This is a genomic window from Hoeflea sp. AS16 (assembly GCF_038900095.1).
Lineage (GTDB): Bacteria > Pseudomonadota > Alphaproteobacteria > Rhizobiales > Rhizobiaceae > Hoeflea.
Genome location: NZ_JBBMQQ010000007.1, coordinates 61,625 through 86,559, shown reverse-complemented (window position 1 = coordinate 86,559; position 24,935 = coordinate 61,625). Strand labels below are relative to the sequence as shown.

Annotated in this window: 24 protein-coding genes and 1 riboswitch; of the genes, 14 read left to right on the top strand and 10 right to left on the bottom strand. The window is 61.5% G+C overall.

Annotated elements, in window-relative coordinates; translation table 11 throughout:
* Window positions 1-153 precede the first annotated feature (153 nt).
* A complete protein-coding gene (locus WNY80_RS16770; protein WP_342888554.1) occupies window positions 154-837 on the bottom strand; it encodes an energy-coupling factor ABC transporter permease in 684 nt (227 codons plus the stop codon).
* Window positions 838-891: 54 nt separating this feature from the next.
* Window positions 892-1,102: riboswitch (cobalamin riboswitch) on the bottom strand.
* A gap of 104 nt (window positions 1,103-1,206) precedes the next feature.
* Between WNY80_RS16770 and WNY80_RS16765 the strand changes: the two genes are divergently transcribed.
* The 3 genes from WNY80_RS16765 (at window position 1,207) to WNY80_RS16755 (ending at window position 4,668) form a co-directional block, all read left to right on the top strand.
* A complete protein-coding gene (locus WNY80_RS16765) occupies window positions 1,207-2,169 on the top strand; it encodes a DMT family transporter (RefSeq protein WP_342888553.1) in 963 nt (320 codons plus the stop codon).
* A gap of 309 nt (window positions 2,170-2,478) precedes the next feature.
* Window positions 2,479-3,906, top strand: coding sequence for a DEAD/DEAH box helicase (locus WNY80_RS16760; RefSeq protein ID WP_342888552.1), 1,428 nt, complete (start codon window positions 2,479-2,481; stop codon window positions 3,904-3,906).
* A 183-nt stretch (window positions 3,907-4,089) separates the two neighbouring features.
* Window positions 4,090-4,668 (top strand): ATP-dependent Clp protease proteolytic subunit, encoded by a 579-nt coding sequence (locus WNY80_RS16755; RefSeq protein WP_342888551.1) that lies wholly within the window; start codon window positions 4,090-4,092, stop codon window positions 4,666-4,668.
* Window positions 4,669-4,733: 65 nt separating this feature from the next.
* Here WNY80_RS16755 and rsgA read toward each other — a convergent pair whose 3' ends face one another.
* The gene (rsgA, locus tag WNY80_RS16750) at window positions 4,734-5,807 is read right to left on the bottom strand and encodes a ribosome small subunit-dependent GTPase A (protein WP_342888550.1); all 1,074 of its coding nucleotides are present in this window, start codon (window positions 5,805-5,807) and stop codon (window positions 4,734-4,736) included.
* A gap of 188 nt (window positions 5,808-5,995) precedes the next feature.
* On the opposite strand from rsgA, the gene WNY80_RS16745 reads away from it, so the two are divergent.
* Window positions 5,996-6,490, top strand: coding sequence for a GNAT family N-acetyltransferase (locus WNY80_RS16745; RefSeq protein WP_342888549.1), 495 nt, complete (start codon window positions 5,996-5,998; stop codon window positions 6,488-6,490).
* An 87-nt stretch (window positions 6,491-6,577) separates the two neighbouring features.
* Here the strand turns inward: WNY80_RS16745 and WNY80_RS16740 are convergent, their stop codons facing one another.
* From WNY80_RS16740 to WNY80_RS16725, 4 genes are all read right to left on the bottom strand, one after another.
* Window positions 6,578-7,819: a saccharopine dehydrogenase family protein gene (locus WNY80_RS16740; RefSeq protein ID WP_342888548.1), complete on the bottom strand. Its 1,242-nt coding sequence runs from the start codon at window positions 7,817-7,819 to the stop codon at window positions 6,578-6,580.
* A gap of 38 nt (window positions 7,820-7,857) precedes the next feature.
* Window positions 7,858-8,955 carry a carboxynorspermidine decarboxylase gene (locus WNY80_RS16735; RefSeq protein WP_342888547.1) on the bottom strand — a complete coding sequence of 366 codons (1,098 nt, stop codon included), beginning with the start codon at window positions 8,953-8,955 and terminating at the stop codon, window positions 7,858-7,860.
* Window positions 8,956-9,174: 219 nt separating this feature from the next.
* The gene (locus tag WNY80_RS16730; protein WP_342888546.1) at window positions 9,175-9,474 is read right to left on the bottom strand and encodes a type II toxin-antitoxin system RelE/ParE family toxin; all 300 of its coding nucleotides are present in this window, start codon (window positions 9,472-9,474) and stop codon (window positions 9,175-9,177) included.
* Window positions 9,471-9,743, bottom strand: a complete 273-nt coding sequence (locus WNY80_RS16725; protein ID WP_342888545.1) for a type II toxin-antitoxin system ParD family antitoxin — start codon at window positions 9,741-9,743, stop codon at window positions 9,471-9,473. Before WNY80_RS16725 ends, WNY80_RS16730 begins: the two co-directional genes overlap by 4 nt.
* Window positions 9,744-10,171: 428 nt before the next feature.
* Here WNY80_RS16725 and leuA point away from each other — a divergent pair, with 428 nt between their 5' ends.
* The 3 genes from leuA (at window position 10,172) to WNY80_RS16710 (ending at window position 13,605) form a co-directional block, all read left to right on the top strand.
* Window positions 10,172-11,881 carry a 2-isopropylmalate synthase gene (leuA, locus tag WNY80_RS16720; protein WP_342888544.1) on the top strand — a complete coding sequence of 570 codons (1,710 nt, stop codon included), beginning with the start codon at window positions 10,172-10,174 and terminating at the stop codon, window positions 11,879-11,881.
* 70 nt (window positions 11,882-11,951) lie between these two features.
* Window positions 11,952-12,728 carry an alpha/beta fold hydrolase gene (locus WNY80_RS16715; protein ID WP_342888543.1) on the top strand — a complete coding sequence of 259 codons (777 nt, stop codon included), beginning with the start codon at window positions 11,952-11,954 and terminating at the stop codon, window positions 12,726-12,728.
* A gap of 145 nt (window positions 12,729-12,873) precedes the next feature.
* Window positions 12,874-13,605, top strand: a complete 732-nt coding sequence (locus WNY80_RS16710; protein WP_342888542.1) for a hypothetical protein — start codon at window positions 12,874-12,876, stop codon at window positions 13,603-13,605.
* 20 nt (window positions 13,606-13,625) lie between these two features.
* Here WNY80_RS16710 and WNY80_RS16705 read toward each other — a convergent pair whose 3' ends face one another.
* Window positions 13,626-14,537 (bottom strand): metallophosphoesterase, encoded by a 912-nt coding sequence (locus tag WNY80_RS16705; RefSeq protein WP_342888541.1) that lies wholly within the window; start codon window positions 14,535-14,537, stop codon window positions 13,626-13,628.
* Between the two features lie 69 nt (window positions 14,538-14,606).
* On the opposite strand from WNY80_RS16705, the gene WNY80_RS16700 reads away from it, so the two are divergent.
* The 3 genes from WNY80_RS16700 to WNY80_RS16690 all read left to right on the top strand — a co-directional run bounded on the left by WNY80_RS16700 (window position 14,607) and on the right by WNY80_RS16690 (window position 16,972).
* Window positions 14,607-15,071 carry an NUDIX domain-containing protein gene (locus tag WNY80_RS16700; RefSeq protein WP_342888672.1) on the top strand — a complete coding sequence of 155 codons (465 nt, stop codon included), beginning with the start codon at window positions 14,607-14,609 and terminating at the stop codon, window positions 15,069-15,071.
* Window positions 15,072-15,287: 216 nt separating this feature from the next.
* The gene (locus WNY80_RS16695) at window positions 15,288-16,214 is read left to right on the top strand and encodes an ABC transporter ATP-binding protein (RefSeq protein WP_342888540.1); all 927 of its coding nucleotides are present in this window, start codon (window positions 15,288-15,290) and stop codon (window positions 16,212-16,214) included.
* A complete protein-coding gene (locus WNY80_RS16690; protein ID WP_342888539.1) occupies window positions 16,211-16,972 on the top strand; it encodes an ABC transporter permease in 762 nt (253 codons plus the stop codon). Before WNY80_RS16695 ends, WNY80_RS16690 begins: the two co-directional genes overlap by 4 nt.
* Window positions 16,973-17,020: 48 nt before the next feature.
* Here the strand turns inward: WNY80_RS16690 and WNY80_RS16685 are convergent, their stop codons facing one another.
* Together WNY80_RS16685 and WNY80_RS16680 are read right to left on the bottom strand one after the other, a co-directional pair.
* Window positions 17,021-17,410, bottom strand: coding sequence for a DUF302 domain-containing protein (locus WNY80_RS16685; RefSeq protein ID WP_342888538.1), 390 nt, complete (start codon window positions 17,408-17,410; stop codon window positions 17,021-17,023).
* 101 nt (window positions 17,411-17,511) lie between these two features.
* On the bottom strand, window positions 17,512-18,501 hold the full coding sequence (locus tag WNY80_RS16680) for a glutathione S-transferase family protein (protein ID WP_342888537.1): 990 nt from the start codon (window positions 18,499-18,501) through the stop codon (window positions 17,512-17,514).
* A 232-nt stretch (window positions 18,502-18,733) separates the two neighbouring features.
* On the opposite strand from WNY80_RS16680, the gene WNY80_RS16675 reads away from it, so the two are divergent.
* The 4 genes from WNY80_RS16675 to ggpS all read left to right on the top strand — a co-directional run bounded on the left by WNY80_RS16675 (window position 18,734) and on the right by ggpS (window position 22,835).
* Window positions 18,734-19,240 carry an N-acetyltransferase gene (locus tag WNY80_RS16675; protein WP_342888536.1) on the top strand — a complete coding sequence of 169 codons (507 nt, stop codon included), beginning with the start codon at window positions 18,734-18,736 and terminating at the stop codon, window positions 19,238-19,240.
* Window positions 19,241-19,427: 187 nt separating this feature from the next.
* Window positions 19,428-20,555, top strand: a complete 1,128-nt coding sequence (locus tag WNY80_RS16670) for an NAD(P)H-dependent glycerol-3-phosphate dehydrogenase (protein ID WP_342888535.1) — start codon at window positions 19,428-19,430, stop codon at window positions 20,553-20,555.
* A complete protein-coding gene (locus WNY80_RS16665; RefSeq protein ID WP_342888534.1) occupies window positions 20,552-21,337 on the top strand; it encodes an HAD family hydrolase in 786 nt (261 codons plus the stop codon). The genes WNY80_RS16670 and WNY80_RS16665 overlap by 4 nt, the downstream gene beginning before the upstream one ends.
* A gap of 4 nt (window positions 21,338-21,341) precedes the next feature.
* Window positions 21,342-22,835, top strand: coding sequence for a glucosylglycerol-phosphate synthase (gene ggpS / locus WNY80_RS16660; RefSeq protein WP_342888533.1), 1,494 nt, complete (start codon window positions 21,342-21,344; stop codon window positions 22,833-22,835).
* 38 nt (window positions 22,836-22,873) lie between these two features.
* Here the strand turns inward: ggpS and WNY80_RS16655 are convergent, their stop codons facing one another.
* Window positions 22,874-24,934 (bottom strand): hypothetical protein, encoded by a 2,061-nt coding sequence (locus WNY80_RS16655; RefSeq protein ID WP_342888532.1) that lies wholly within the window; start codon window positions 24,932-24,934, stop codon window positions 22,874-22,876.
* Window position 24,935: the final 1 nt, after the last annotated feature.

Genomic DNA, 24,935 nt, shown 5'->3' with positions numbered 1-24,935 from the left:
TGTCTGTCGGGATGCTATCCGCACCGTGGCCGGCTTACCAAGCCCTTTGCGGCTTTGGCATGCTCCGGTTTGGCAATCAATATCTGCCGCCAAACGGAAACCGCCGCGTGACCCGGGCCACGCGGCGTTTGTCAGTGAGAAACAGGTGAAGCTCTATGCCGCGTGGCTGTACAGGCGGCTGTTGAACATCGGATTGCCCTTGAGGCCATCGAGCGTCTTGGCAAGTGCCAGAACGCCGAGATCGGCAATCGGCTCGATGATGATGACCAGCATGTAGGCCGCTCCGAAGGCTGCGATCTGCGAGAGGTTTTCAGCGCCGAAGCCGTGGCCATACAGCGCCCAGAAACCGACCCACATGACGATGCCGCCCTGATAGCTGGTCGAGAGTGCCAGGGCCTGCTTGTAGGACACGCCCTTGTAGGCGGTGCCAGCCGGAATGATACGCTTGGCAATCAGCGACATGGCGTAGAGCGGGACCAGCAGGGTGGTGACGTTCATGCCGTATTGCGGCAGGTCGAACGGAGCAAAGAAGACGCCCTGCACCAGCAGGCCCAGCGCCAGGCCGATGGCCGCGGGTCCGGCGCCGAACATCAGGTAGAGCGTCGATCCAAGAATGAAGTGAACTTCCGAAACGCCGATTGCGTGGTGCGGGAAGACTTCGAAGAATGAAAACACCAGCAGCGTGGTGACCACCGAGCGCATGCCGAGGGCTGCGAGGCCGCCATCGTTGCGAATCGTGTCCCACGACATTTTCAACAGCAGGCCGCCGGCCGCGGCTGCGGTTGCGTAACTCAGGGCAAGTTTTGCGCCGTCGACGACGCCAGGTTCAATATGCATGTTGTAATCCTTTCCGCACCCTTCGTGCGAGAGGTTGAATTCGGAAGCGTTTGACGGCTTCCCCGAAATCCGGGCAGGTCTCCTGGCTCGCGCTTCATTGCCGGCATCCGCCTTCCCGGGATCTCCCAGTGGCATCGTGGATGCGGCTCACGCTCACAGTTGCGAGGGCAGCCACGGATCGGGCCCCTTTGCGGGTCGTCCCTACCGTGTTCCCCTTTAATCCCGAAGGCTTGGCCTTCATGGAACCCGAACAGGCAAAGGATATTTCGGGACCTGTCAGATGGCAATCTGAAATACGACGTTTTGCGACGTACCCAAGTTGCTGGCCTCATTCCGCAGGACTCGTTGCTGCGCCGGATTGCCCATCGCATGGCTGCCTGTTACTCAACGGCCATGAGCGGCGAAAGCACTGATAATCAACATTTCCTTGGCACCGGGCTGGCAACGCTGGCCGTTGTTGCCGCTTCTGTGGACTTTGGTCTTGTCCCCTATTTCGCACGCACGCTGACTGCCGAGGGCATGGCGCCGCACGCCATTGCATTCTACCGCTATGCCTTCGCCGCGATCGTGCTGTTGCCATTTGTCTGGCGGGCCCGTGCTCAATGGGTTCCGTTGTCCTGGGGCTTTGCCGCGGGGATAGCCATGGGGGTTGGCTGGGTCGGTTATGTCCGCGCGGTTGAAGTTGCGCCGGTCTCCACCGCAGGCGTTCTCTACATGACCTATCCGGTTTTTACCCTGGTGATCGCCTGGCTGATGTTCGGCGATGTTCCGCGGCGACGTGCCATCCTGGCATCACTGATGATTGTCGCGGCAGCGATGCTTGCGACATCGCCGGATGTGATTTCCGCGGAGCAGGTACCGGCGCTGGTGCTGTCGCTGGCGGCGCCGTTGGGCTTTGCCTTCGGCATCAATGTGCTGGTCCACAAACTCCATGTTCTCAGCCCGGTGCTGCGGATTGCCTGCGCCAGTCTCGGTTCCGTGCTTGGGCTGTTGCCACTGATGGCGACGACGGAGCTGGCGGCTCTGTTTCCGGTGACGGCTTCGGGCTGGTGGCTGGTGGCAGGCATTGCCTTCGGCTCGGCACTGGTTCCGCAATTGCTCTATACGGTGGCTGCTCCTGTAATCGGAACCGCCCGGACAGCGATTGCCGGAAGCTTTGAACTGCCGACGATGTTCCTGGTGGGCTGGTTTGCCTTTGCCGAACCAGTCGGGGCGGCTCAATGGGCTGCCTGTGCCATCGTGATTTCCGCGATAGCTTTAACACCCGGCAAGCCGGTTCACAGTGTTGCTGCCAACCTTGCAATGCAAGGCGGGAAGCGCTCAAGACGTTAAGCGTGTTTGCTGCAATGCAGCGAAATCTGACCGTCGCGCCTTGACATGGCCGCATTTGTCAGGCCTAAGAGGGCAACTGGATAGGGGCCTATCGGCCGCTGCACGCATCTTCGTTGACTAGCGTGTTCTGACTTCCCCTTACGTCCACCCTTGAATTTTCGCGTCGGCCAGCGGCGATGCGCCCAACCCGAACTCCTCCGATTGCGGTTTTACCGTAGCCGGTGGACCCTTTGTGATCGGGCATGGTCCGCGACTGGCGACGCTGAAGCGTACGCCCCGACGTATGCCCAAAACTTCGAAAGCTATTCCATGAATTTTTCAGAACTCGGTCTGTCCAAGGCCCTTCTCGACACGCTTGACGGCCTGAACTTGACGACACCGACACCGATCCAGGTTCAGGCGATTCCGCCCGTGCTTGAAGGCCGTGACGTGATCGGCCTGGCCCAGACCGGCACCGGCAAGACCGCAGCCTTCTCGCTGCCGATCCTGCATCGCCTGGCGCCCGGCAAGAAAGCCGCACCGAAGAAGGTGCGCGCATTGATTCTGTCGCCGACCCGCGAACTTTCCGCCCAGATCGCCCGCAGCGTCAAGGATTACGGCCGCAGGCTGCACCTGACCTCGACCGTCGTGGTTGGCGGCGTGTCGATCCGTCCGCAGATCAAGGCGCTGGCCGGCGGCATTGATATTCTCATCGCCACCCCGGGCCGTCTGATGGACCTGATCGAACAACGCGCCGTCTCGCTCAACGAGATCGAAGTGGTCGTGCTCGACGAGGCCGACCAGATGCTCGACATCGGCTTCATGCCGGCAATCAAGCGCCTGCTGGCCATGACACCGCAAAATCGCCAGACACTGCTGTTCTCGGCGACCATGCCGAAGGAAATCCGCCAGCTGTCCGATCGTCATCTCAAGGACCCGATCGAAGTGTCGGTGATTCCTGCCAAGAAGACTGCCGACCGCGTTGAGCATTCGGTCATGCACATGCAGACGCCTGCCAAGATGGGCGCGCTGGCCGGCCTCATCCGTGAACGCAAGGGTGAGCGCGTCATCGTCTTTACCCGTACCAAGCGCGGTGCCGACAAGGCCGTCAAGCGGCTTGAAACCGACGGCATCAACGCCGCCGCCATTCACGGCAACAAGTCACAGGGCCAGCGCGAACGCGCATTGGCGGGCTTCCGTGCAGGCACCGTGCCTGTGCTGATCGCCACCGATATTGCCGCCCGCGGCATCGACGTGCCGGGCGTCAGCCTGGTGGTCAATTATGAACTGCCGAATGTCCCGGAAGTCTACGTCCACCGTATCGGCCGCACCGCGCGTGCCGGCGCCGAGGGCACTGCCGTGACGTTCTGCGCTCCGGACGAACGCTCGCTGCTTCGCGACATCGAAAAGATGCTGAAGACAGAGATCCCGGTCGAAAAGGCGCCTGAAGGCACCTATGTCGACGCACTGGCTGATCCGGATGGTGATTTCGCTCCGCTCAACCGCAATTCGCGTCCGCGCCAGGGTGCCAAGCCGCAGGGCCAGGGCCGCAAGCCGGGCCAGGGTGGAAAGCCGCAAGGCCAGGGCCGCAAGCCCGCCAATGGCCAGCAGGCAGGCAAGCCCGGCGGCAACCGGCATCAACCGGCAGCCGCCGCCAACCAGAATGGCGACCAGCCGGCTGCGAAGTCGCGCCGCCGCCGCAGCGACCGCCGTCCGCGGCCTGAGCAGGCCGGCGACAAGGCTGCCGCCCGCGGCTGACACGCACTGGCGTGATCGCTGCCAGGCCTGATTTCAGGTCCGGACGCACCAATTGACAAGCAGACGGCGCAGCGATTTTTCGTTGCGCCGTTTGCATGTTGGAAACCCATTCGCCTCAGCACCATTGTTTCGCGGGCCGGATCGTACTATCTGCGTGACATGCAAACACACGGAGACTGGCTTATGAGCGACGAAGACGAAAAGACGACAGAACTGCCGCTGGGCAAGGAAGCGGAAGCAAACCTGTTCAAATCGCGTTCGATCTTCATTTATGGCGGCATTACCCAGGAATTGGCGCACAAGGTCTGCGCTCAGCTCGCAGCGCTTGCCGCGGCCAGCGATGACGATATCCGTATCTTCGTCAATTCACCGGGCGGCCATGTCGAATCGGGCGATTCGATCCATGACATGATCGGCTTCATCAAGCCCAAGGTCTGGATCATCGGAACCGGCTGGGTGGCTTCCGCCGGCGCATTGATTTACGTCTCGGTGCCGAAAGAGCAGCGTCTTTGCCTGCCCAACACCCGCTTCCTGCTGCATCAGCCGTCGGGCGGCACCCGCGGCATGGTCTCCGATATCGAGATCCAGGCGCGCGAGATCATCAAGATGAACGAGCGGCTCAACGCCATTTTCGCCAAGGCCACCGGCCAGAAGGTGGAAAAGATCGCTGCCGATACGGATCGTGACTACTGGCTCTCGGCTGAAGAAGCCAAGGACTATGGCCTGGTCGGCAAGATCATCACCAGCGAAAGCGAAATCTGAACCGGATTCAGGTTTGGACTGACTATGACCCCGCTGGTGCAAACCGGCGGGGTTTTTCGTTTGGGTTACTTCGATTTGTGCTTCTTGGCCTGCTTGACCATCTTGCCGAAAGCCTTGTCCTTGGACCGGCGCTGGGCAAGGCTTGCGGTGTTGTGCTGGTCTTCGGCGACAAGCTTGCGCCAGCGCGACAGCCGGGCCTCGTCAATGTCACCACGCTTGAGCGCAGCCTGCACTGCGCAGCCGGGCTCGCCGGTGTGCTTGCAATCGTTGAAGCGGCATTCCAGCGACAATGCGTCGAGATCGGAGAACACTTCCGCCACACCTTCTTCCGCGTCGGTCAGCTGCAGCTCGCGCACGCCCGGCGTGTCGAGCACGGCGCAGCCATTGGGCAGGATGTGAAGCTGGCGGTGCGATGTGGTGTGGCGGCCCTTGGCGTCATCCTCGCGGATCTCCTGCGTGGCGGCGACTTCGCTGACCGAAAGCGCATTGGTCAGCGTTGACTTACCTACGCCGGAGGAGCCGAGAAAGGCGATGGTCTGGCCGGGTTTGCACCAGGGTGCCAGTTTCGATGCCGGTTCGTCGCTCTTGGCATTGAGCGTCAGCACCGCGACATCGGCGGAGATTGCCTCTGCGTCGGCGACATAGGGGGCCGGATCATCGCACAGGTCCGGCTTGGTCAGCAGGATCACCGGCGTCACGCCGGCATCGAAGGCGAGTGCGACGTAGCGCTCCAGCCTTGCGACGTTGAAATCGAGATTGCAGGAAGTGACGATGAAGGCGGTGTCGATGTTGGCGGCGATCAGCTGGACGGAGCGGTCATGGCCGGCGGCGCGGCGCTTGATCAGGCTCTTGCGCTCGAGCAACCGGCTGGCGCTTGGCAGTTCGTGGTTGAGCAACAGCCAGTCGCCGACGGTGGCATCGGCGCGGGGAGGGACCATCATGTCGATGCCGTCCCCGAGCACGCGCAATCCGCTGCGATGAACTTCGGTGACCCGCACCGGCGGGGTGCCGGTCAATTCGTCAACGCTGATCTGCCGGGCAAAGAAATTCTGCCAGCCGAGGCTTTCAAGACGCGTGACCTGCGGCTTCGGGCCGCCGCCCTCGGCGGCAGGTGCAAACGCAGAATAGTCACGCGTCATCAAGAATGGCTTTCATGCTCATGGGTCCCGAAACTGACATGCGGATATCATCATCTGTAGAGCTTCAACTGCCCTGTAATATGGCATTCGGCGCTCACTACAGGCTTTCACTGTAGCATTCCATGCTAACGATGCGGAAATGATTCCGAAATGCCGGGAAAACCGGAGCCAACAGCGAGGCGTATCCCTTGATACCGACACTAGAGACCGAACGGCTGCGGCTGAGAATGCAGACCATGGATGACTGGCCGGCCTATGCGCGGCTGATGATGTCCGAACGGGCCGCTTTCATGGAAGGTCCGCATACGATGGCGGAAGCCTGGGGCTTGTTCTGCCACGATCTGGCACAATGGCCGCTGCTGGGATGCGGTGGACTGATGTTCGATGACCGCGAAACCGGCGAGTGCCTGGGACAGGTCGGCATCAATCACGGGCCGCTGTTTCCCGAGCATGAACTCGGCTGGATGGTCTATCCCGGCGCCGAGGGCAAGGGCTATGCCTTCGAGGCGGCCAGCGCCCTGCGCGACTGGGCTTACGGCGAACGCGGGCTCAAGACACTGGTCAGTCACATCGATCCGGAAAACCACCGCTCGCGCAAACTGGCCGAGCGGCTGGGCGCCGAACTGGAACTCGATCCGGACCGTCCGGGGCCGGAGGTTCTGGTCTACCGGCACAAGGCCTGAAGCGCGCCTCACGAAAAAGCCCCCGCCGGTCTCAACCTGCGGGGGCTTTTTCACGTCTTGCGTTACCGGTTCACGGTGTTTGCCGGATCAGGAAAAGTCCAGTGCGCGGTCGCCGTTCTCGTCCTTGATGCGGGTCGGCAGGCCGTTGTGGTTGAGGATGTTGAGGAACGGTTTCGGGTCGAGTTCCTCGACATTGGCCATTCTCTTGACATCCCACTCGCCGGTGGCGACCAGCATGGCGGCTGCGACCGGGGGAACGCCCGCGGTGTAGGAAATGCCCTGGCTGCCGACTTCGTTGTAGGCGTCCTTGTGGTCGGCAACGTTGTAGATGAAGACCTCGCGTTCCTTGCCGTCCTTCTGACCCTTGACGAAATCGCCGATGCAGGTCTTGCCGGTGTATTCGGGCGCCAGCGATGCCGGGTCGGGCAGGCAGGCCTTGACCACCTTGAGCGGCACGACTTCGGTGCCGTCGGCGAGCTTGACCGGCTGTTCGGACAGCAGGCCGATGTTCTTGAGCACGGTGAAGACATTGATGTAGTGATCGCCAAAGCCCATCCAGAAGCGGACGTCGGCGCCATCCATGTTCTTGGCCAGCGAATGGACCTCGTCATGGCCGCAGAGATAGGCCTTCGAGGGACCTACGACGGGCAGGTCGTAGGTCTTGCCGATCTCGAACATCTCGTTGGTCTTCCACTCGCCGCCCTGCCAGGAATAGACCACGCCGGTGAATTCGCGGAAGTTGATTTCCGGGTCGAAATTGGTGGCGAAGTACTTGCCGTGGCTGCCGGCATTGATGTCGACGATGTCGACATCGGTGACTTTGTCGAAATAGTCGTTCTTTGCAAGCGCCGCATAGGCGTTGACGACGCCCGGATCGAAGCCGGCGCCGAGGATGACGGTGACGCCCTTCTCAGCGCACTCGTCGGCGCGCTTCCATTCGTAGTTGCCGTACCAGGGCGGGGTTTCGCAGATCTTGCCCGGCTCCTCATGGATGGCGGTGTCGATATAGGCGGCACCGGTGTCGATGCAGGCGCGCATCACCGACATGTTGAGGAAGGCGGTTCCGACATTGATGACGATCTGCGAGTTGGTCGCCTTGATCAGCGCCTTGGTGGCCTCGACGTCCATGGCGTCGAGCGCATGGCCGGCAAGAACGCCGGGCTGCTTCATGGCGTTCTTCTCGCCGATGGAGGCGATGATGGCGTCGCACTTGGCCTTGGTGCGCGAGGCGATGTTGATGTCGCCGAGCACGTCATTGTTCTGGGCGCATTTGTGGGCGACGACCTGGGCGACGCCGCCGGCGCCGATGATGAGAACGTTCTTCTTCATGATGGGGGACTAACTCCTATGTCCAATCGTCAGAGGCCTTACGAAAGGCTGTGCTCGAAATCCGCGTAATCAAACTCACGGACCGTTCTGATGCTGCCATCCAGCTCGCGGATGGCGATTGACGGCATTTGCACGCCGTTAAACCAGTTTTTCTTGACCATTGTATAGCCGGCGGCGTCCTGGACCGAAATCCGGTCGCCGATCGCCAGTTTGGCCGGGAAATTGAACTCGCCGAAGATATCGCCGGCGAGGCAGGACTTGCCGCAGATCATGTAACGATGATCGCCGCTATTGGGTTCGATCTTGGCGTTTTCGCGGTAGATCAAGAGATCCAGCATATGGGCCTCGATGGAGCTGTCGACAATGGCGAGGTTCTTGCCGTTGAACAGCGTGTCGAGCACGGTGACTTCCAGCGTTGTCGATTTGGTAATCGAGGCTTCGCCGGGTTCGAGATAGACCTGCACGCCGTACTCGCCGGAAAAGCGCTTGAGCCGTTCGGCGAAAGTGTCGAGCGGATAGTCCTCGCCGGTGAAATGGATGCCGCCGCCGAGGCTGACCCATTCGGCCTTCTTCAACAGCGGGCCGAATTTCTGCTCGATATTGCCGAGCATCTGGTCAAACAGCGCGAAATCGCCGTTTTCGCAATTGTTGTGAATCATGAAGCCGGAGATCATCTCCATCACCGGCTCGACCTGCTTGAGATCCCATTCCCCCAGCCGCGAATAGGGCCGCGCCGGATCGGCCAGATCGAACGACGAGGACGAGACGCCGGGATTGAGCCGCAGCCCGCGGGTGATGCCGTCGGCATGGCCTGCAAAGCGGGTGAGCTGGCCGATGGAATTGAAGATGATCTTGTCGGCGTGGGAGACGACTTCGTCGATCTCGTGATCGGCATAGGCGACTGAGTAGGCGTGGGTTTCCTTGCCGAAGCGCTCGCGGCCAAGCCGCACCTCGTTGAGCGAGGACGAGGTGGTGCCGTCCATGTAGTCGGCCATGAAATCAAACACGCCCCAGGTGGCAAAGCACTTGAGCGCCAAGAGCGCCTTGGCGCCGGATGCCTCGCGCAGATGCGCGATCTTTTCCATGTTGATCAAGAGCTTTGACTTGTCGATCAGATAATAGGGAGTCTGGATCACGGTCTCATCCATCCTGGTCATGGGGGGAGGGGGTGCACACGAGGCAACGGGTTCGGACAAGGGGTCAAGGCGCCGGCCCGGCGCTGCCGGGGATCATGCGTCAGGGGGAATTAGGGAAATCGGCTGTCATAGGCAAGGGCTGATGCGGGATTCGGGTGAAAAAGGGGAGACCTTCGCCGATACCGGTTGAAGCCTCACACCATTTTCTAAAGCGCTACATCACAAATTATCTTCCCAATTCTGTCCGCCGTAAAACAGGCGGAGAATGGTGACGGCTTGATCTGAGACCACGAATGCGATGGTGACGCGCCTTTCAAAGCCGATGACGCGCAGGCCTGTTCGAATATCATCACGGGAATGACCGCGCTGTGACGCCAGATCGAAGCCGCTGCAATAGCGTTCGATTCGGGAGATATAGGCCATCGCGACTTCGGGACTGGCTTTGGCGCTGATCCATTCATAGAGCGCCAACACATCCGCACGCGCTTCCGGCGCGAAGATGATGTCGCGCGGTTTCACGCGGAGCCATTTGTCTTTTGAGCGTGCAGCGCGCGAATATCATCAAAGACGGAACTTGCCGGAATCCCGCGCGAGGGGTCGGCAAGCATTGCATCATAGGTTGGCGCAACCTGGTTGCGCAGCCAGTCTTCCACGGCGCGGTCTCGCTCCTGCAGGGCGCGAAGCCCGGCCCGAATGACTTCACTTGCCGAAGCGTAATCTCCGGAGCTGACTTTTTGATCGATATAGTTCGCATGCTCATCGGGAAGGCTGACGGTTCGCTTGTCCATGATTGATCCTTTTTCACTAGGGTATGGCAAAGTATGACTAATTCATACCAGATTCTAAAAAGTTGTTGAATGTACAAACAGCAACCCCAGTGCGTGAGACTGTGTCAACATTATCCCCCCTTGCCATCCCACCCTGCTCTCGCTATCTTTTCCTCATGACCTCGACCACACGCCCCTCCGAGACCTTTTTCGCCCGCTTTGCAGCGGCGGCGGTTTCGTGTGCGCGTCTTGGTGGCCTACTTCTCGCACTTAGCGGCGACCGTCGGGCTCGTTGAGGAGCGTCCGGCGGTCGATATGCCGCTGACGCGACCCTCGCTCCTCTCGCGACTTTACATTTTTTCCTGAATGCAACATGACGGCCTATAGCGCCTGTTGACGCCGCAATTGACGCGACGCCGGGCGACAGGGCCAGGAGACGAGAGACAATCATGACCGCACACGCTTCATCCGGACACAAGGGCATGCCGACGGCATCGCAGAAATATCACCCCTATCCGTTGATCGATCTTGCTGACCGGACCTGGCCGTCCAAGCGTATCGAGAAAGCGCCGATCTGGTGCTCGGTGGATTTGCGCGACGGCAACCAGTCGCTGATCAACCCGATGGGACATGACCGCAAGGCGCGGATGTTCCAGTTGCTGCTCGACATGGGGTTCAAGGAAATCGAGATCGGGTTTCCCTCGGCCTCGCAGACCGACTTCGATTTTGCCCGCTGGTGCGTGGAAGAGGGCGGCGTGCCCGATGATGTGTCGCTGCAGGTGCTGGTGCAGTGCCGGCCGGAGCTGATCACCCGCACGTTCGAGGCGCTCAAGGGCGCCAATCGGCCGATCATCCATTTTTACAATTCGACATCCGAGCTGCAGCGCCGGGTGGTGTTTGACAAGGATGTGGCCGGAATCAAGCAGATTGCCGTCGATGCGGCGAAGATGATCAAGGAGATGGCGGAGAAGGCCGGCGGCGGGTTCCGCTTCGAGTATTCGCCGGAAAGCTTTACCGGCACCGAGCTGGAAGTGGCGCTGGAAATCTCCAATGCGGTGATCGACATCATCGCGCCGACGCCCGACAACAAGCTGATCCTCAACCTGCCGTCGACCGTGGAAATGGCGACGCCGAACATCTATGCTGACCAGATCGAGTGGATGTGCCGGAACATCGACAACCGCGAGAACGTGCTGGTGTCGCTGCATCCGCACAATGACCGCGGCACCGGCATTGCCGCCACCGAACTGGGGCTGATGGCGGGCGCCGACCGGGTCGAGGGCACGCTGTTCGGCAATGGCGAGCGCACCGGCAATGTCGATGTGGTGGCGCTGGCGCTGAACATGTTCACCCAAGGGGTCGACCCCGAGCTCGATTGCTCGGACATCGAGCGGATCAAGGCGGTGTTCGAATATTCCAACGAGATGAAGATCCCCGAAAGGCATCCTTACGTCGGCGAACTGGTCTACACGGCGTTTTCCGGCTCGCACCAGGATGCGATCAACAAGGGCATCAAGGCGATCCGCAAGGCCAACAAGCCGGAATGGGAAGTGCCTTACCTGCCGATCGATCCGGCCGATGTGGGGCGTTCCTACGAGGCGATCATCCGGATCAACTCGCAATCGGGCAAGGGCGGCATCGCCTATATCCTGAAGGAGGATTACGGGCTCGACCTGCCGCGCAACCTGCAGGTGGAATTCCGCGAGGAAATCCAGCGCATTACCGATGAAGAGGGCGTGGAGCTGCCGCCGAAGCGGATCTACGAGAGCTTCATGCAGCTCTACGTCAACCAGCCCGGTGCACGGCTGGGGTTTGTCGATCACCACACCCATACCGATCCCGACAACAAGGGCATCCGCATCGTTTCGGCCGAGATCACCGACAATGGCGAGACCAAGCATATCGAGGGCCGCGGCACCGGGCCGATCGACGGGTTTGTCAACGCGCTTTGCAGCTATCTCGGCATCGAGCTGACGGTGGCGAACTATTCCGAGCACTCGATGCAGCACGGCTCCAACGCGGCTGCGATCTGCTACATGCAGATGGAAACGCCGGTGGGCAAACTCTATGGCGCGGGCGTCAACACCAACATCGTGGCGGCATCGCTTGAAGCGGTGGTGTCGGCGGCCAACCGGGTGCTGGCAGTGTCGAAAGACTGAGATCAGATGAATTGACCGCCGCGCCACCAGCGCGGCGGTTTGCTATTGAGATGCGGGGGAGGAGAGCGCCGTGAGCGGACTTCATATGGATTTTTCAGGCGCTGCCGACGGCACGCCGCTGGTGTTGCTGCACGGGTTTGGTGGTGACGGTTCGGCCTGGGACGCGGTCAGGGTGGAGCTGCCCAAAAGCCTGCGGGTGATCACGGTTGATCTGCCCGGCCATGGCGGTTCGCTCGATGCTGACGGACGCGGAGGCGCTGGGCGGATGGCGAAAGCCATCCTGACAGGGCTCGATGCCGCCGGGGTGACGGCGTTTCACCTGGCCGGGCACTCGATGGGGGGCGCGGTGTCGGCGCTGATTGCCATGCGCGCACCGGACCGGGTCAAGTCGCTCACACTGGTGGCGCCGGGCGGCATGGCCAGCGCAATCAATGCGGATCTGTTGCAGCGCTATGCCAAGGCGACATCGGAGGCCGAGATCCGGAAATGTCTCAACGAGATGTCGGCGGCAAGTTTCGATACGCCGCAAGCGGTGGTCGAGCATTTTGTCGCAGCCCGCGCCCGGCCCGGCCAGATCGTGGCGCTTGACGAGACCTACCGGGCGATGTTCCCGAACGGGCCGGAAGAAGGGCAGGGTGTCCTGCCGGCCGATGCGCTGGCGGCGCTCAAAATGCCGGTGGCGGTGATCTGGGGAACGGATGACACGGTGCTGCCGTGCCCGAAACCTCCCGCCCTGCCGGCTTCCTTCGTTTTCAACGTGTTGCCCGGGCTTGGCCACATGCTGCCGGAGGAAGCGCCGGATGCGGTTGTCCGCGTGCTGGTTGAAGCGGTCGGGTCTGACGCCTGAGCCTGGGTTCAAACCCGCGTCAGAGCAGCAGATCAGGCGGATTTTGGCTCTTTACCACGTCGGCAATCGGCTGCTGCCGCATTGTCGCCATCAATGACGGTCTGTGGTAAGGAGTTGTTAACCAAATCCTTGCTGGAACAATACCATGACCGACCGACCCAAGACGCCTGCCAATGACCGCCGCCTGTCGGACATCGTGCGCGACGTCAAGATTGCTGCCGCTGACAGGACCGATGTGGTGGTCGACATGCGCGACGCCGACCGTGCCCGGCTGGAGCTTCTGGCCGAGGAAATCCGGCCGGTGCTTGCCGATATTGATCCGGCGGACGACCGCTTCGACTTCGGTCTTTCCAAGGGGCTGCAGCCACGGCTGTGGATCGATGCGGTGGCGCATGTGCACATGGGCCATGACCGCAGGGTGTTTCGCTTTGTCCGGGACACGCGGCTTGGCCGGGAAATCCTGTCCGATACCAGCGACATGACCGCGACCGCCGATGCGGTCAGCCGCTACATCGCCGAACGGGTGATCGAGCGGGAACGGATCATGGCCGGTGATTTCGAAGTGCTGAAGGCCAGCGCAGCGGCAAAGCCGGTGGCACCGGTGGCGGATGAAGCCGGCACAAAACAGCCTTCCATGCCGCGGACGGAAGATGCGCTCGCGGTTGCAGCCGAGACCAAACCGGAAGCGCAGACCAGCGAGCCGGTGGGGCAAACGGCCAATGCGGCCGAGGTGCAGACTGCCGAGGCCTCCGCGCCGGCGCGGACCGGCGGTGCGGGACTGGTGCTTGGCACGTCGTGGTTCATTCTTGGCTGCGTGGCCGGTGCCGCGGCGCTGGTGCTGGCCTTCTGGGACCGGCTGTCGGCTATGATCGGCTAGAGCCGGTCAGCCGCGCTTGATCAGCCAAGACGCTCTTCCAGGGCGATCACGCCTGCCTGATTTTCCACCATGCCTGGACCTTCTGCGCCCAGTTGCATGCGGCGATGGATGGTTTGCCAATCGCCCGGCCCGCCGTCGATCTCGAACAGGTTGAAGCCGGCGAGCGGTTTGCGGCCGCCCGGCCCCTGGCTTGCCGAGGCAATGCCCACCACCGGAACCTCACCGTCGCGGCCCTTGAGATAATGCAGCGTGTCGAGATGGGTATGGCCGTGCAGCACCAGTTCGGCACCGTGCTGTTTGAGCATCCTGGCAAAGCGGCCAATGCCGCGCATCCGCTTGTGCAGCGGAGCCGCACCGCGAACCGGCGGATGATGGATCAGCACGACCCGGTAGAGCCCGTCCTGGCGTGCCTGCTCGAGCAATTGACCCGCCGCGCGGGCCTGCTTGCGGCCGAAATCGCCAGTTGCCATGAAAGGCAGCGTGGCGTTGGCGGTCGACAGTCCGATCAGCGCAACCGGGCCACGGCGGCGGTAGCTCGGAAACAGCGGCTGGTCCGCGGCAGCCGCGTCGGACAACAGCCATGGCCGCCATTCGGCCTTTGCCCGCGCCAGTGCGCCGGGCACATAGGCATCATGATTGCCGGGCACCAGGGTGGTCTTGAGCGGATCGAAATGGGTCTCCAGCCAGAGGCGGGCGACCTCGATCTCGGTACGTGTCGCCAAGTTGACCAGATCGCCGGTGATCGCGACATGGTCGGGCGCTGCCTCGCGCATTCCGGCCAGCACATTCTCCAGCGTGTTGCCAAAAAGATGCTTGCGGCGATTGCGATGCCAGTTCACATAACCGGTGATCCGCTTGGACGCGAGTTCGGCCAGTGTCACCCTTGGCAACGGGCCGAGATGGATATCGGAAATATGAGCAAGCCGGAACATGATGTGAGCAATACCCATCCTGCCAGAGCGCCGCAAGCCGTGGCTGATGCGGAAGCGCGTCCGCCGGAAATGCGCAACTGGCGGGAGAGGCTGGTCACGCGGGTGCTGCACACATGGTTTGCGCTCTCGCGCGGCATGACGCTGGGCGTGCGTGCCGCGGCGTTTGATGCCGATGGCCAGGTGTTCCTGGTGCGGCATTCCTATGTGCCCGGCTGGCACATGCCGGGTGGCGGCGTCGAGCGCGGCGAAACCTTCCACCAGGCGCTGATCAAGGAATTGCGCGAGGAGGGCAATCTCGAGATTTCCGGGCAGGCCGAATTGTTCGCGGTCTACTTCAACAGCGGCACCAGCCGCCGCGATCATGTTGCTCTCTATCACTGCACGGTCACCCAAACCGCGCCGAAGCGGGCGGACCGGGAAATTGTCGAAAGCGGTTTCTTCGCTCCCGATGCGCTGCCCGAAGGGGTAACGGCTGCGACACGGCGGCGGCTCGAGGAACTGGCAGGGCGCCGGGCGGTCAGCGAGACCTGGTGAAACGGGCTGCTGACGGGCAGCCCCTGATCACTGTCCGGAGATGTGCTTGCGTGGGAAAAGCTGCTGACAGGAACTGACGCGGTTTTTGCCCTATGTACTTGAACGCGGGCTGTTAGCGCTTAACTCTGTGCCACTGCGACTTTCGTATACTGGTTTCGCCAATGCGGCCTGTTCCGCTGTGGCCTGTTGTTTCCTCGCATTTTTGAAAAGAAGATCATGGCAGCCATTCTTTCGGTGCAGAACCTTTCCAAACAGTATGACGGCGGCTTTCAGGCGCTGAAGAATGTCGATCTCGAGATTGACGAGGGCGAGATTCTTGCCTTGCTCGGACCCAACGGGGCGGGCAAGACGACGCTGATCTCGATCATCTGCGGGCTGGTCAATGCCAGTTCAGGAACTGCCAAAGTGGGTGGTTTCGATGTTGTCGGCGACTACCGGCAGGCGCGGTCGCTGATCGGGCTTGTGCCGCAGGAAATTGCGCTGGAGCCGTTCCAGACGGTGATCGATGCGCTGCGCTTTACCCGCGGCCTGTTCGGCAAGCGCAATGATCCGGCGTTGCTTCAGTCGATTCTGGAAAAGCTGTCGCTGTGGGACAAGAAAGACGCCAAGACGATGGAACTGTCGGGCGGCATGAAGCGCCGGGTGCTGATTGCCAAGGCGCTGTGCCACGAGCCGCGGGTGCTGTTTCTCGATGAGCCCACGGCTGGCGTGGATGTCGAGTTGCGCAAGGAGATGTGGGACGTCGTGCGACAGCTCAAGGCCGATGGTGTCACCATCATATTGACCACGCACTACATTGAGGAAGCCGAAGCGATTGCCGACCGCGTCGGGGTCATCAGCAAGGGCGAATTGCTGCTGGTGGAAAAGAAGGCGACGCTGATGCAGCGCATGGGCAAGCGGCAGATGCGGGTCGAGCTGATGCAGCCGCTGGACGCTATCCCTGAGGCGCTCAGCCGTTACGACCTCGATTATGACGCCGAGACCCAGACACTGGTCTACAGCTACGAGGCCAATGGCGAGCGCACCGGCATCGCATCGCTGTTTGCGGATCTCAGCAAGGCCGGGCTGATTTTGCGTGATGTCGAAACAAGGCAAAGCTCGCTCGAAGATATTTTCGTCGGTCTGGTGGAGGACAAGTCATGAATTTCCAGGCCGTCAGATCGATCTATTCGTTCGAAATGGCACGGTTTTTCCGCACCCTGTCGCAGAGCCTGATTTCGCCGGTGCTGTCGACGTCGCTGTATTTCATCGTCTTCGGCGCGGCCATCGGTTCGCGCATCCAGGAGATCGACGGGGTCAGTTACGGCGCCTTCATCGTGCCGGGGCTGATCATGCTGTCGGTGTTGACGCAGAGCATTTCCAACGCGTCATTCGGGATCTATTTTCCGAAATTTACCGGCTCGATCTATGAGCTGCACACCGCACCGGTCTCGTTCATCGAGATTGTGCTGGGTTATGTCGGTGCTGCGGCCAGCAAATCGGCGCTGATCGGGCTGGTCATCCTGGCGACGGCTGAATTCTTCGTCGATTTCGAGATCCTGCACTGGGGTGCGATGCTGGCGTTCCTGGCGCTGACCTGCATCTCGTTCAGCCTGTTCGGCTTCATCATCGGCATCTGGTCGCGGAATTTCGAACAGCTGCAGATGGTGCCGCTTTTGGTGATCACGCCACTGGTGTTTCTGGGCGGCAGCTTCTACTCGATTTCGATGCTGCCGCCATTCTGGCAGACGGTGACGCTGTTCAACCCGGTGGTCTACCTGATCTCGGGCTTCCGCTGGGCCTTCTACGGCACAGCCGATATCAATATCGGGATCAGCCTGATGATGATCGCGGTGTTCATGCTCATCTGTCTCGCCATCATCGGCTGGACCTTCAAGACCGGCTACAAGATCAAGACCTGAAGCCCCGGCGGGACACGTAGAGCCGCCGGGACAAGTACCCGGAGCGGATCAGATGTCGCGGACGGTGTTCTCGAGCATGGTGCGCACTTCGCCTGCGACGGCTGTCAGCTTGTCATTGCCGACCGCCTGCATGGAAGCCACCGGATCAACCGCGCTGACGGTCACTTCACTTTTGCCGGTGTCGCGGATGATGACGTTGCACGGCAGCATGGCGCCGATGCACGGCTCGATGCCGATGGCCTGATAGGCCATCGACGGATTGCAGGCACCCAGGATGAGGTAGGCGGGCATGTCCTTGTCGAGCTTTTTCTTCATCGTTGCGGCGACATCGATTTCCGTCAGAACGCCGAAACCATGATCGGCAAGAGCCTTTCGGGTCCGCTCGGTGACGTCTTCGAACGAGGTGGCGCTGAATGTCCGGTCGATTGTGTAGGCCATGATGCTTCTCCTGTGATGCCTGCCGTCAGGGTTTCAATACATATGGGAATTCATATGCGAGATATCAACGTTCACCCCTGACGGACGGCAACAGGAGCGGGTCAGGCCGCCTTTGCTACTGCCTCTCGGCCGTGCGGCTTGTCGAGGTCAAGCGCCGGGCCGACGGGCACGATGCCGGTCGGATTGATGGTCGCATGACTGCCGTAGTAATGGTTCTTGATGTGATCCATGTTCACGGTCGAAGCGATGCCGGGCATCTGGTAGAGCTCGCGCAGGTAACCCGACAGCGCCGGATAATCGGCGATGCGGCGGATGTTGCACTTGAAGTGACCGACATAGACCGGGTCAAACCGCACAAGCGTCGTGAAAAGCCGCCAATCGGCCTCGGTCAGCGTCTCGCCGGCCAGGTAACGGTTGCGCTGAAGCCGCTCGTCGAGCATGTCGAGCGTGTCAAACAATTCGGTGACATGCTCCTGATAGGCGGCTTGGGTGGTGGCGAAGCCGGCCTTGTAAACGCCATTGTTGACCTTGTGATAGACGGTCTCGTTGATCTCATCGATCCGGGCGCGCAGCGCTTCGGGGTAGTAGTCCGGTGAAGGTCTGGCGATGGCATCGAAGGCGGAGTTGAGCATCCGGATGATCTCGGCGGATTCATTGGAGACGATGGTGCCGTTTTTCTTGTCCCACAACACCGGCACCGTTACCCGGCCTGAGTAATCCGGCTTGGCGGCGACATAGACCTGCCAGAGAAAATCCGCGCCGCCGAGGTGATCGCGGGTGCCGCCGTCGCGGTCATGAAATTCCCAGCCGTTCTTGCCCATGTAGGGGTCGACGATCGATACGGAGATCGCGTCTTCCAGTCCCTTGAGCTTGCGGAAAATCAGCGTCCGGTGCGCCCAGGGGCAGGCCAGCGAGACATAGAGATGGTAGCGGCCGGCTTCGGCGGCAAAGCCACCAACACCCGAGGGACCGGGCGAACCATCGGCAGTGACCCAGTTTCGAAACGCCGATTCCGAGCGCTTGAAATGACCGCCCGTTGCTTTCGTGTCGTACCACACGTCTTTCCAGACGCCATCTACCAGCATACCCATATCTTGTTCTCCTTTGACCCCAGACATAGGCTGCCGGCATATAAAAGCGAAGCCTCGAGGGGTGAACGGTGCGTTTTGCATTGGACGACAACGATTTGCTTTGCTATGGGCGAAAGGCAACGAGGAAAACCGGATGCCTGCCACGGCCTTGCGACGACGCTGAACAGACTTCCCCCGCACGCACGAAGCGGGCGGTTCATCACGTCTTGTCGTTACTTTCCGGACCATCATAATGCCCATCCAGAATATTGTCTTTCTCACTGAGGACGCGTCCCATGACGCGGCCATCGATCTGATCAACGAAGAAGCCTTCGGTCCCGGCCGGTTCGTGCGCGCTGCCGAACGGGTGCGCGAGCAGGGTCCGCATGACCGGCGGCTTTCCTTTGTCGGCAGCGACCAGGGCGAGATCATCGCCTCGGTGCGGATGACGCCGATCCTTGCGGGCAACGTGAACGGCCACCTGCTTGGGCCGCTTGCGGTCCGGCCCTCGCACAAGAGCCTCGGCATCGGCCGTGAACTGGTGCGCATCGCGCTTGCGGCAGCCGAGAAGACCGGCAGCCATGCGGTGTTGCTGGTTGGAGATCCGCCCTATTACGCGCCGCTCGGATTCAGGCCGACGAAGCCCGGTGCGCTTGACATGCCCGGTCCGTTCGATCCTCGCCGGTTGCTGGCGGTCTGCTATGGCGATGTCGATGCCATGGCGCTGGAAGGCGAAATCCGCCACCTCAACCGGGACTGACCGGCGACCAGGACTGGCAGTTTACCACAGCATGTTCGAAGCGGCTTTCTGCCGGGCGGCAAGGCCTGAAAACCCTGCCTGGGGGCCTGATTTCAAGCGGTTTGGCAACCGGTTTCGGGCCGGTGTACGCTGCATTGCGGTAGCCTGAAGGTTGCGCTGCAGCACGAACCGCCCTAAGTAGGGGCATATGACTTATCTAGGCGAAAAAGCCGACGACCTGTCTTCTCCCGCACTTCCCTACGCGAAAATCTGCGTTATCGGTGCAGGAGCCTGGGGGACCGCACTGGCCTCCGTGGCGCGCCGCGCCGGCCGTGAAACGGCCATATGGGGAAGAGACCGGACTACAGTCGAGGCAATCAACGACCGCAATGAAAATCCCCGGTACCTTCCCGGTATCGATTTGCCGGAGGGGATAGTTGCGACCACCAACATGGGTGAGGCGCTTGAAGGTGCTGAAGCCGTTCTGCTGGTCACTCCGTCACGGACCTTGCGCGATATCTGTACACTGATGCGTCCGCATCTGGGGCAGGGGGTACCGATTGCCCTTTGTGCCAAGGGGATCGAGGCGGGGACCGGGTACCTGCTCAGCGAAGTGGCGTCGGAGATGCTGCCCGGGCACCAGATCGGGGCCCTGTCGGGACCGACCTTCGCGACCGAGACCGCTCTGGGCCATCTGACGGCGGCAACGATTGCATTCCGGTTTTCCTATGCCGACCGGCTCGATACCGGTTCCAGCCCGGCGGCGCGGCTGGCGCTGTCGCTGGGGTCTGACTTTTTCCGGCCCTACATTTCCGACGATCTGGTCGGGGTCGAAGTAAGTGGGGCGGTCAAGAACGTCATTGCCATTGCCTGCGGGATGATGACCGGCGCCGGTTATGCCGAGAACACCCGCGCGGCGCTGATCGTGCGCGGCATGGACGAAATGAAAACGCTGGCCGACGTGTTCGGTGGGCGCCGTGAAACGGTCAGCGGCCTTGCCGGCGCGGGCGACCTGACGCTGACCTGCTCATCGCAGACATCGCGCAACATGTCGCTCGGGGTTCAGCTCGGCAAGGGCATTCCGCGGCAGCAATGCTTTGACGGCAAGCCGGTCGTGGTGGAGGGCGAGGTCAACTCGGTCTCGGTCATGGACCTCGCGCGCCGAATGAACATTCGCATGCCGATCTGTGAAAGCGTCTACCGGATCCTGCATCAGGGCGCCGATGTGCGCGACACGTTCACGGAGCTCTGGTCACGCCCGATCGAAGGCGAACGCCGGGGCCTTTCCATCTCCATCGACCATCCAATTGCCATGGCAGCGGAGGCAGCCGAATGACTTCGACACGCACCACCACCAGCAGCGCACTGAACACCCGGAAGTTCATACTGGCCACGGATCTCGACGGAACCTTTCTTGGCGGCAGCGAAGAAGACCGCAAGCGTCTGTATGACTTCATCGAGGCCAACCGCGAAACCGTCGGCCTGATCTTCGTGACAGGCCGCGATCCGAAATTCATCGGCGACCTCTGCTCCGAAAACGGGGTGCCCTGGCCGGACTATGCAGTTGGCGATGTGGGAACGACCATTGCCACGGTGTCGCCCGAGACCGGGGTTGCGCCGATTGTTCATCTGGAAGAGGAAATTGCCGCACGTTGGGGCGATGCCGGTGAAACGGTCCGCGCCAGGCTGGACGGCCACCCGGGCCTGTCACTGCAGCCGACCGATTTCCGCTACCGCGTCAGCTACGATCTCGACCACGAGACCTTCGATGCATCCGCCTGTTCGATCGTCGAGGAGATGGGGCATCAGTGGCTGATCTCCGACAACCGCTTTTTCGATGTGTTGCCCGATGGGGTGAGCAAGGGGCCGTCGCTGCGCAGGCTGGTCGAATACCTGTCGATCGAGCCGGGCCGGGTCCTGTGCGCTGGCGACACGCTGAATGATCTCTCCATGCTCGAATGCGGGCTGCCCGCGGTCGCGGTGGGGAATTCGGAACCTTCTCTGGTTGAGCGCGTTGCTCATCTTGAGCACCTTCATATGGCGCAGGCGCATGGCGCGGCGGGCATACTGGAGGCTATTCGTGCATTCGACATGCACGATCTACCTAAAGGATATTGAATATATGGCCAGCGATCTTGTCATCGTTTATCACCGTCAGCCCTACGAGGAAGTCGAAGAAAACGGGAAGATCGTTTTCAAGGAAAACAAGAGCCCGAACGGAATCGTGCCGACCCTGAAAGGGTTTTTCGGGCGAGTCGACAAGGGCGCCTGGATTGCCTGGAAGCTGGCTGACGACGCCGCCAATCCGGACTTCGAACGGGTCATCGAGATCGAGGACAGCTACGGAAAGTACTCGGTCACACGACTGCCGCTGACGCCTGACCAGGTGTCGAGTTTCTATCACATCACCTCGAAGGAAGCGTTCTGGCCGATCCTGCATTCGTTCAAGGAACGCTACAATTACGACCCGGTCGACTGGCCGACATTCCGGGAAGTGAACTGGGCCTTTGCCGAGGCTGCAGCCGCTGAAGCTGCCCCCGGCGCCGTGGTCTGGGTGCACGACTACAATTTGTGGCTGGTTCCGGGGTATTTGCGCAAGCTGCGCCCGGATGTGAAGATCTCGTTCTTCCATCACACGCCGTTCCCTGCTGCCGACATGTTCAACGTGCTGCCTTGGCGGCGGGAAATCGTCGACAGCCTTCTGGCCTGTGATGTCGTCGGCTTCCACGTTCCGCGCTACGCGGTGAACTTTGTCCATGTGGCGCAGAGCCTGCTGGAAGTCGGCTCGGTTGTCCGCAAGGATGTGAACCCGGATTTCATCTGGGAAGGCACGGCGCTGTCCGACCGGCGGGTGCCGGAATCGGTGCAGTACCAGGGACGCACGATCAGGATTTCGAGCGCGCCTGTGGGCATCGACTGGGACTATATCCAGGAACGCGCCGTCTGCGAGGAAACCCGCGAGGCTGCCGTTGCGATCCGGTCTGAACTGGGCGATTGCAAGCTGATCCTGTCGGTCGGCCGTACCGACTACACCAAGGGCGGAGTCCAGCAGCTTGAAAGCTATGAGCGGCTGCTGCAGGCGCATCCGGAACTGCACGGCAATGTGCGGTTGATGCACGTGTCTGTCGGCGCCAACCGCAGCATGGCGGCATACGAGGAAATCCAGGGCGAGATCGAACAGGTGGCGGGCCGGATCAACGGCACGTTCGGATCGTTCGAATGGCAGCCGGTGGCGCTGATCTCGACGGCAATCCCGTTCAAGGACCTGATCGCCTATTACCAGCTGGCCGATGTCTGCTGGATCACGCCGCTGGCCGATGGCATGAATCTGGTCTGCAAGGAATATGCGGCGGCGCGCGTCGATGGTGACGGAGTGCTGGTGCTGTCCGAGTTCGCCGGCGCTTCGGTCGAGCTGTCTTCGGCTGTGATCACCAATCCGTTTTCGCACCGGTCAATGGACACGGCTATCGAGCAGGCGCTTGCGATGCCGGAGGAGGAGCGCCGCAAGCGTATGTCGATGTTGCGCAACACCGTGAAGCGCTACGGCATCAAGGCCTGGGCAGAAGACCAGATGAGCTATTTTGCCGGCGTGGAAGCCCTTTCCAGGGCAAGCTGATCTTGGAGTATCGTCTGATTGATCAATTGCCGCGAGGGTCAACGTCCCTCGCGGAACCAGGTGGCGCCGAGCGCCAGGATCATCAGTGCGAGCCCGAGGAAGCCGCCGAACAGCGGCACTGACCGGACACCCTTGAGAACACTCTCATTGCTGGCGCGCAGTCCTATGCGCTCGCCCGCGTCAATGCGCGCCGAGCGGGTCGGCAGGATCTGCGGCAGGTTGCTGGCGTCTGCATTGACCCGGACCGTCAGACCGCCACTCTCTGTGGAGATCGGGTTGATCACGTCGGTGGTGGAGACGGTTGCGCGGAATTCGGGCGCGTCGACGGCGCCAACATGGGCGAGCGCGCGCAGATCACCGGAGGTAACTTCCACCAGGCCGGGCTGATCAAGCACGAGCTCGGACCGGAACAATCCTTCGCCGGCCGGTGACAGGGTGATCTCGCGGGTTTCGCCCGAAGGCAGCGTGACGCTGACTGGGTCTGTGGTATCGCTCATGGTCTGCCGCTCGACCACCAGCGTTCTGCCGTTGGCGGTTGCGCGCAGCGCCTCTTCCTCCAGTGACGGTTCCTTCATCAGCCAGTGGGCAATGCGGCGGTAGAGCGCCACATGCGGTCCGCCGCCTTCAAAGCCGCGCGCCCAGAGCCAGCCGTGATCGGACAAGAGCATCGCCACCCGGCCCTCGCCATAACGGTTGAGGATCAGCAGCGGCTGCTCATCGGCGCCCCGCATGACCACGTCACCGGTGGTGTTTCCGACGCCGACAGTGCGGAACCAGCGGCCCCATTCGGGCGGTTCACTTGATCCGCCGGGCAATGACCGGGTGACGGGGTGACGCCTGCCATTGTCGGACAATCGCGGATAGTAGCCTGCATCGGTTACCGCACCGGTCGGGGCTGCGGGAAGCGCCGGCGCCAAGGGGGTTTCGGCAAGCGACTGGATGCCCGAAAACTCGGGACCTGCGGCAACCAGCAACGCGCCGCCGTCTTCAACATAACGGGCGATGTAATCGTAATAGAGCACCGGCAGCACGCCGCGGTTCTGGTAGCGGTCGAAAATGATCAGGTCGAACTCGTCGACTTTCTCGACAAACAGTTCCCGCGTCGGGAAGGCGATCAGGGAGAGTTCGGATATCGGTGTTCCGTCCTGCTTTTCCGGTGGACGCAGGATGGTGAAATGCACCAGATCCACCGATGCATCGGACTTGAGCAGGTTGCGCCAGGCGCGTTCGCCTGCATGCGGGGCACCGGACACCAGCAGCACGCGCAGGTTCTCGCGGATACCCTCGATCAGCGTGACGGTGTGGTTGTTGGCGGTGGTGACTTCACCATCAAGTTCGCCGACGGAGAACTCGATGATGTTCTCGCCGCCGCGCGGCAGCTTGAGATAGAACGAGGCTTCCTCGCCGGTTGTCACGGTTTCGGTCAGGGTTCTCTCGCCATTGATCCGCACGGTCACGTCCACGGGGCCGGAAGCGGCTGCGCCATCCTCGTTGACCCGGTAGACGATTTCCTGGTCTTCGCCGACAATGCCGAAGCGCGGGCTGCGCACGACGTCGACCCGGCGGTCGATCTCGTTCTCGTCCCCGACAATCAATCCATGCAGCGGCGCGTCCAGTCCGAGTGCCGAGAGCGAGCCCGGCACGTCATGGATCTGTCCGTCGGTGATCATCACCGCGCCTGCCAGCCGTGAACTCGGGACATCGCGAATGCCGGAGGCCAGGGCTTCGAACAGCCTGGTGGACGGGGATTGTGCGTCGGGGTCAGTCACGGCCTCGATCACCCGGGCTTCAAAGGCGGGATAGCGGGCAAGACGTTCGGTCAGCGCCTTCAGGGCTGCATCGGTGCGGGCGGTGCGATCCGCGCTCATCTGGCTCGGGCTGCGGTCGACAACGATGGCGACGACGCTGGTGACCGGCTCGCGATCCTCGAAATTGGCGACCGGGTTGGCCAGCGCCAGCACGAGAGCGGCCAAGGCGAGAGCACGGAGCGCCGCGCCGCGCATCCGCTTGGCGATGGCCCAGCCGACCAGAAGCAGGGCTACAAGGGCGATTGCCAGAATGAGCGGCAGCGGCAGGAAGGGATCAAAAGCCAGGCTCATC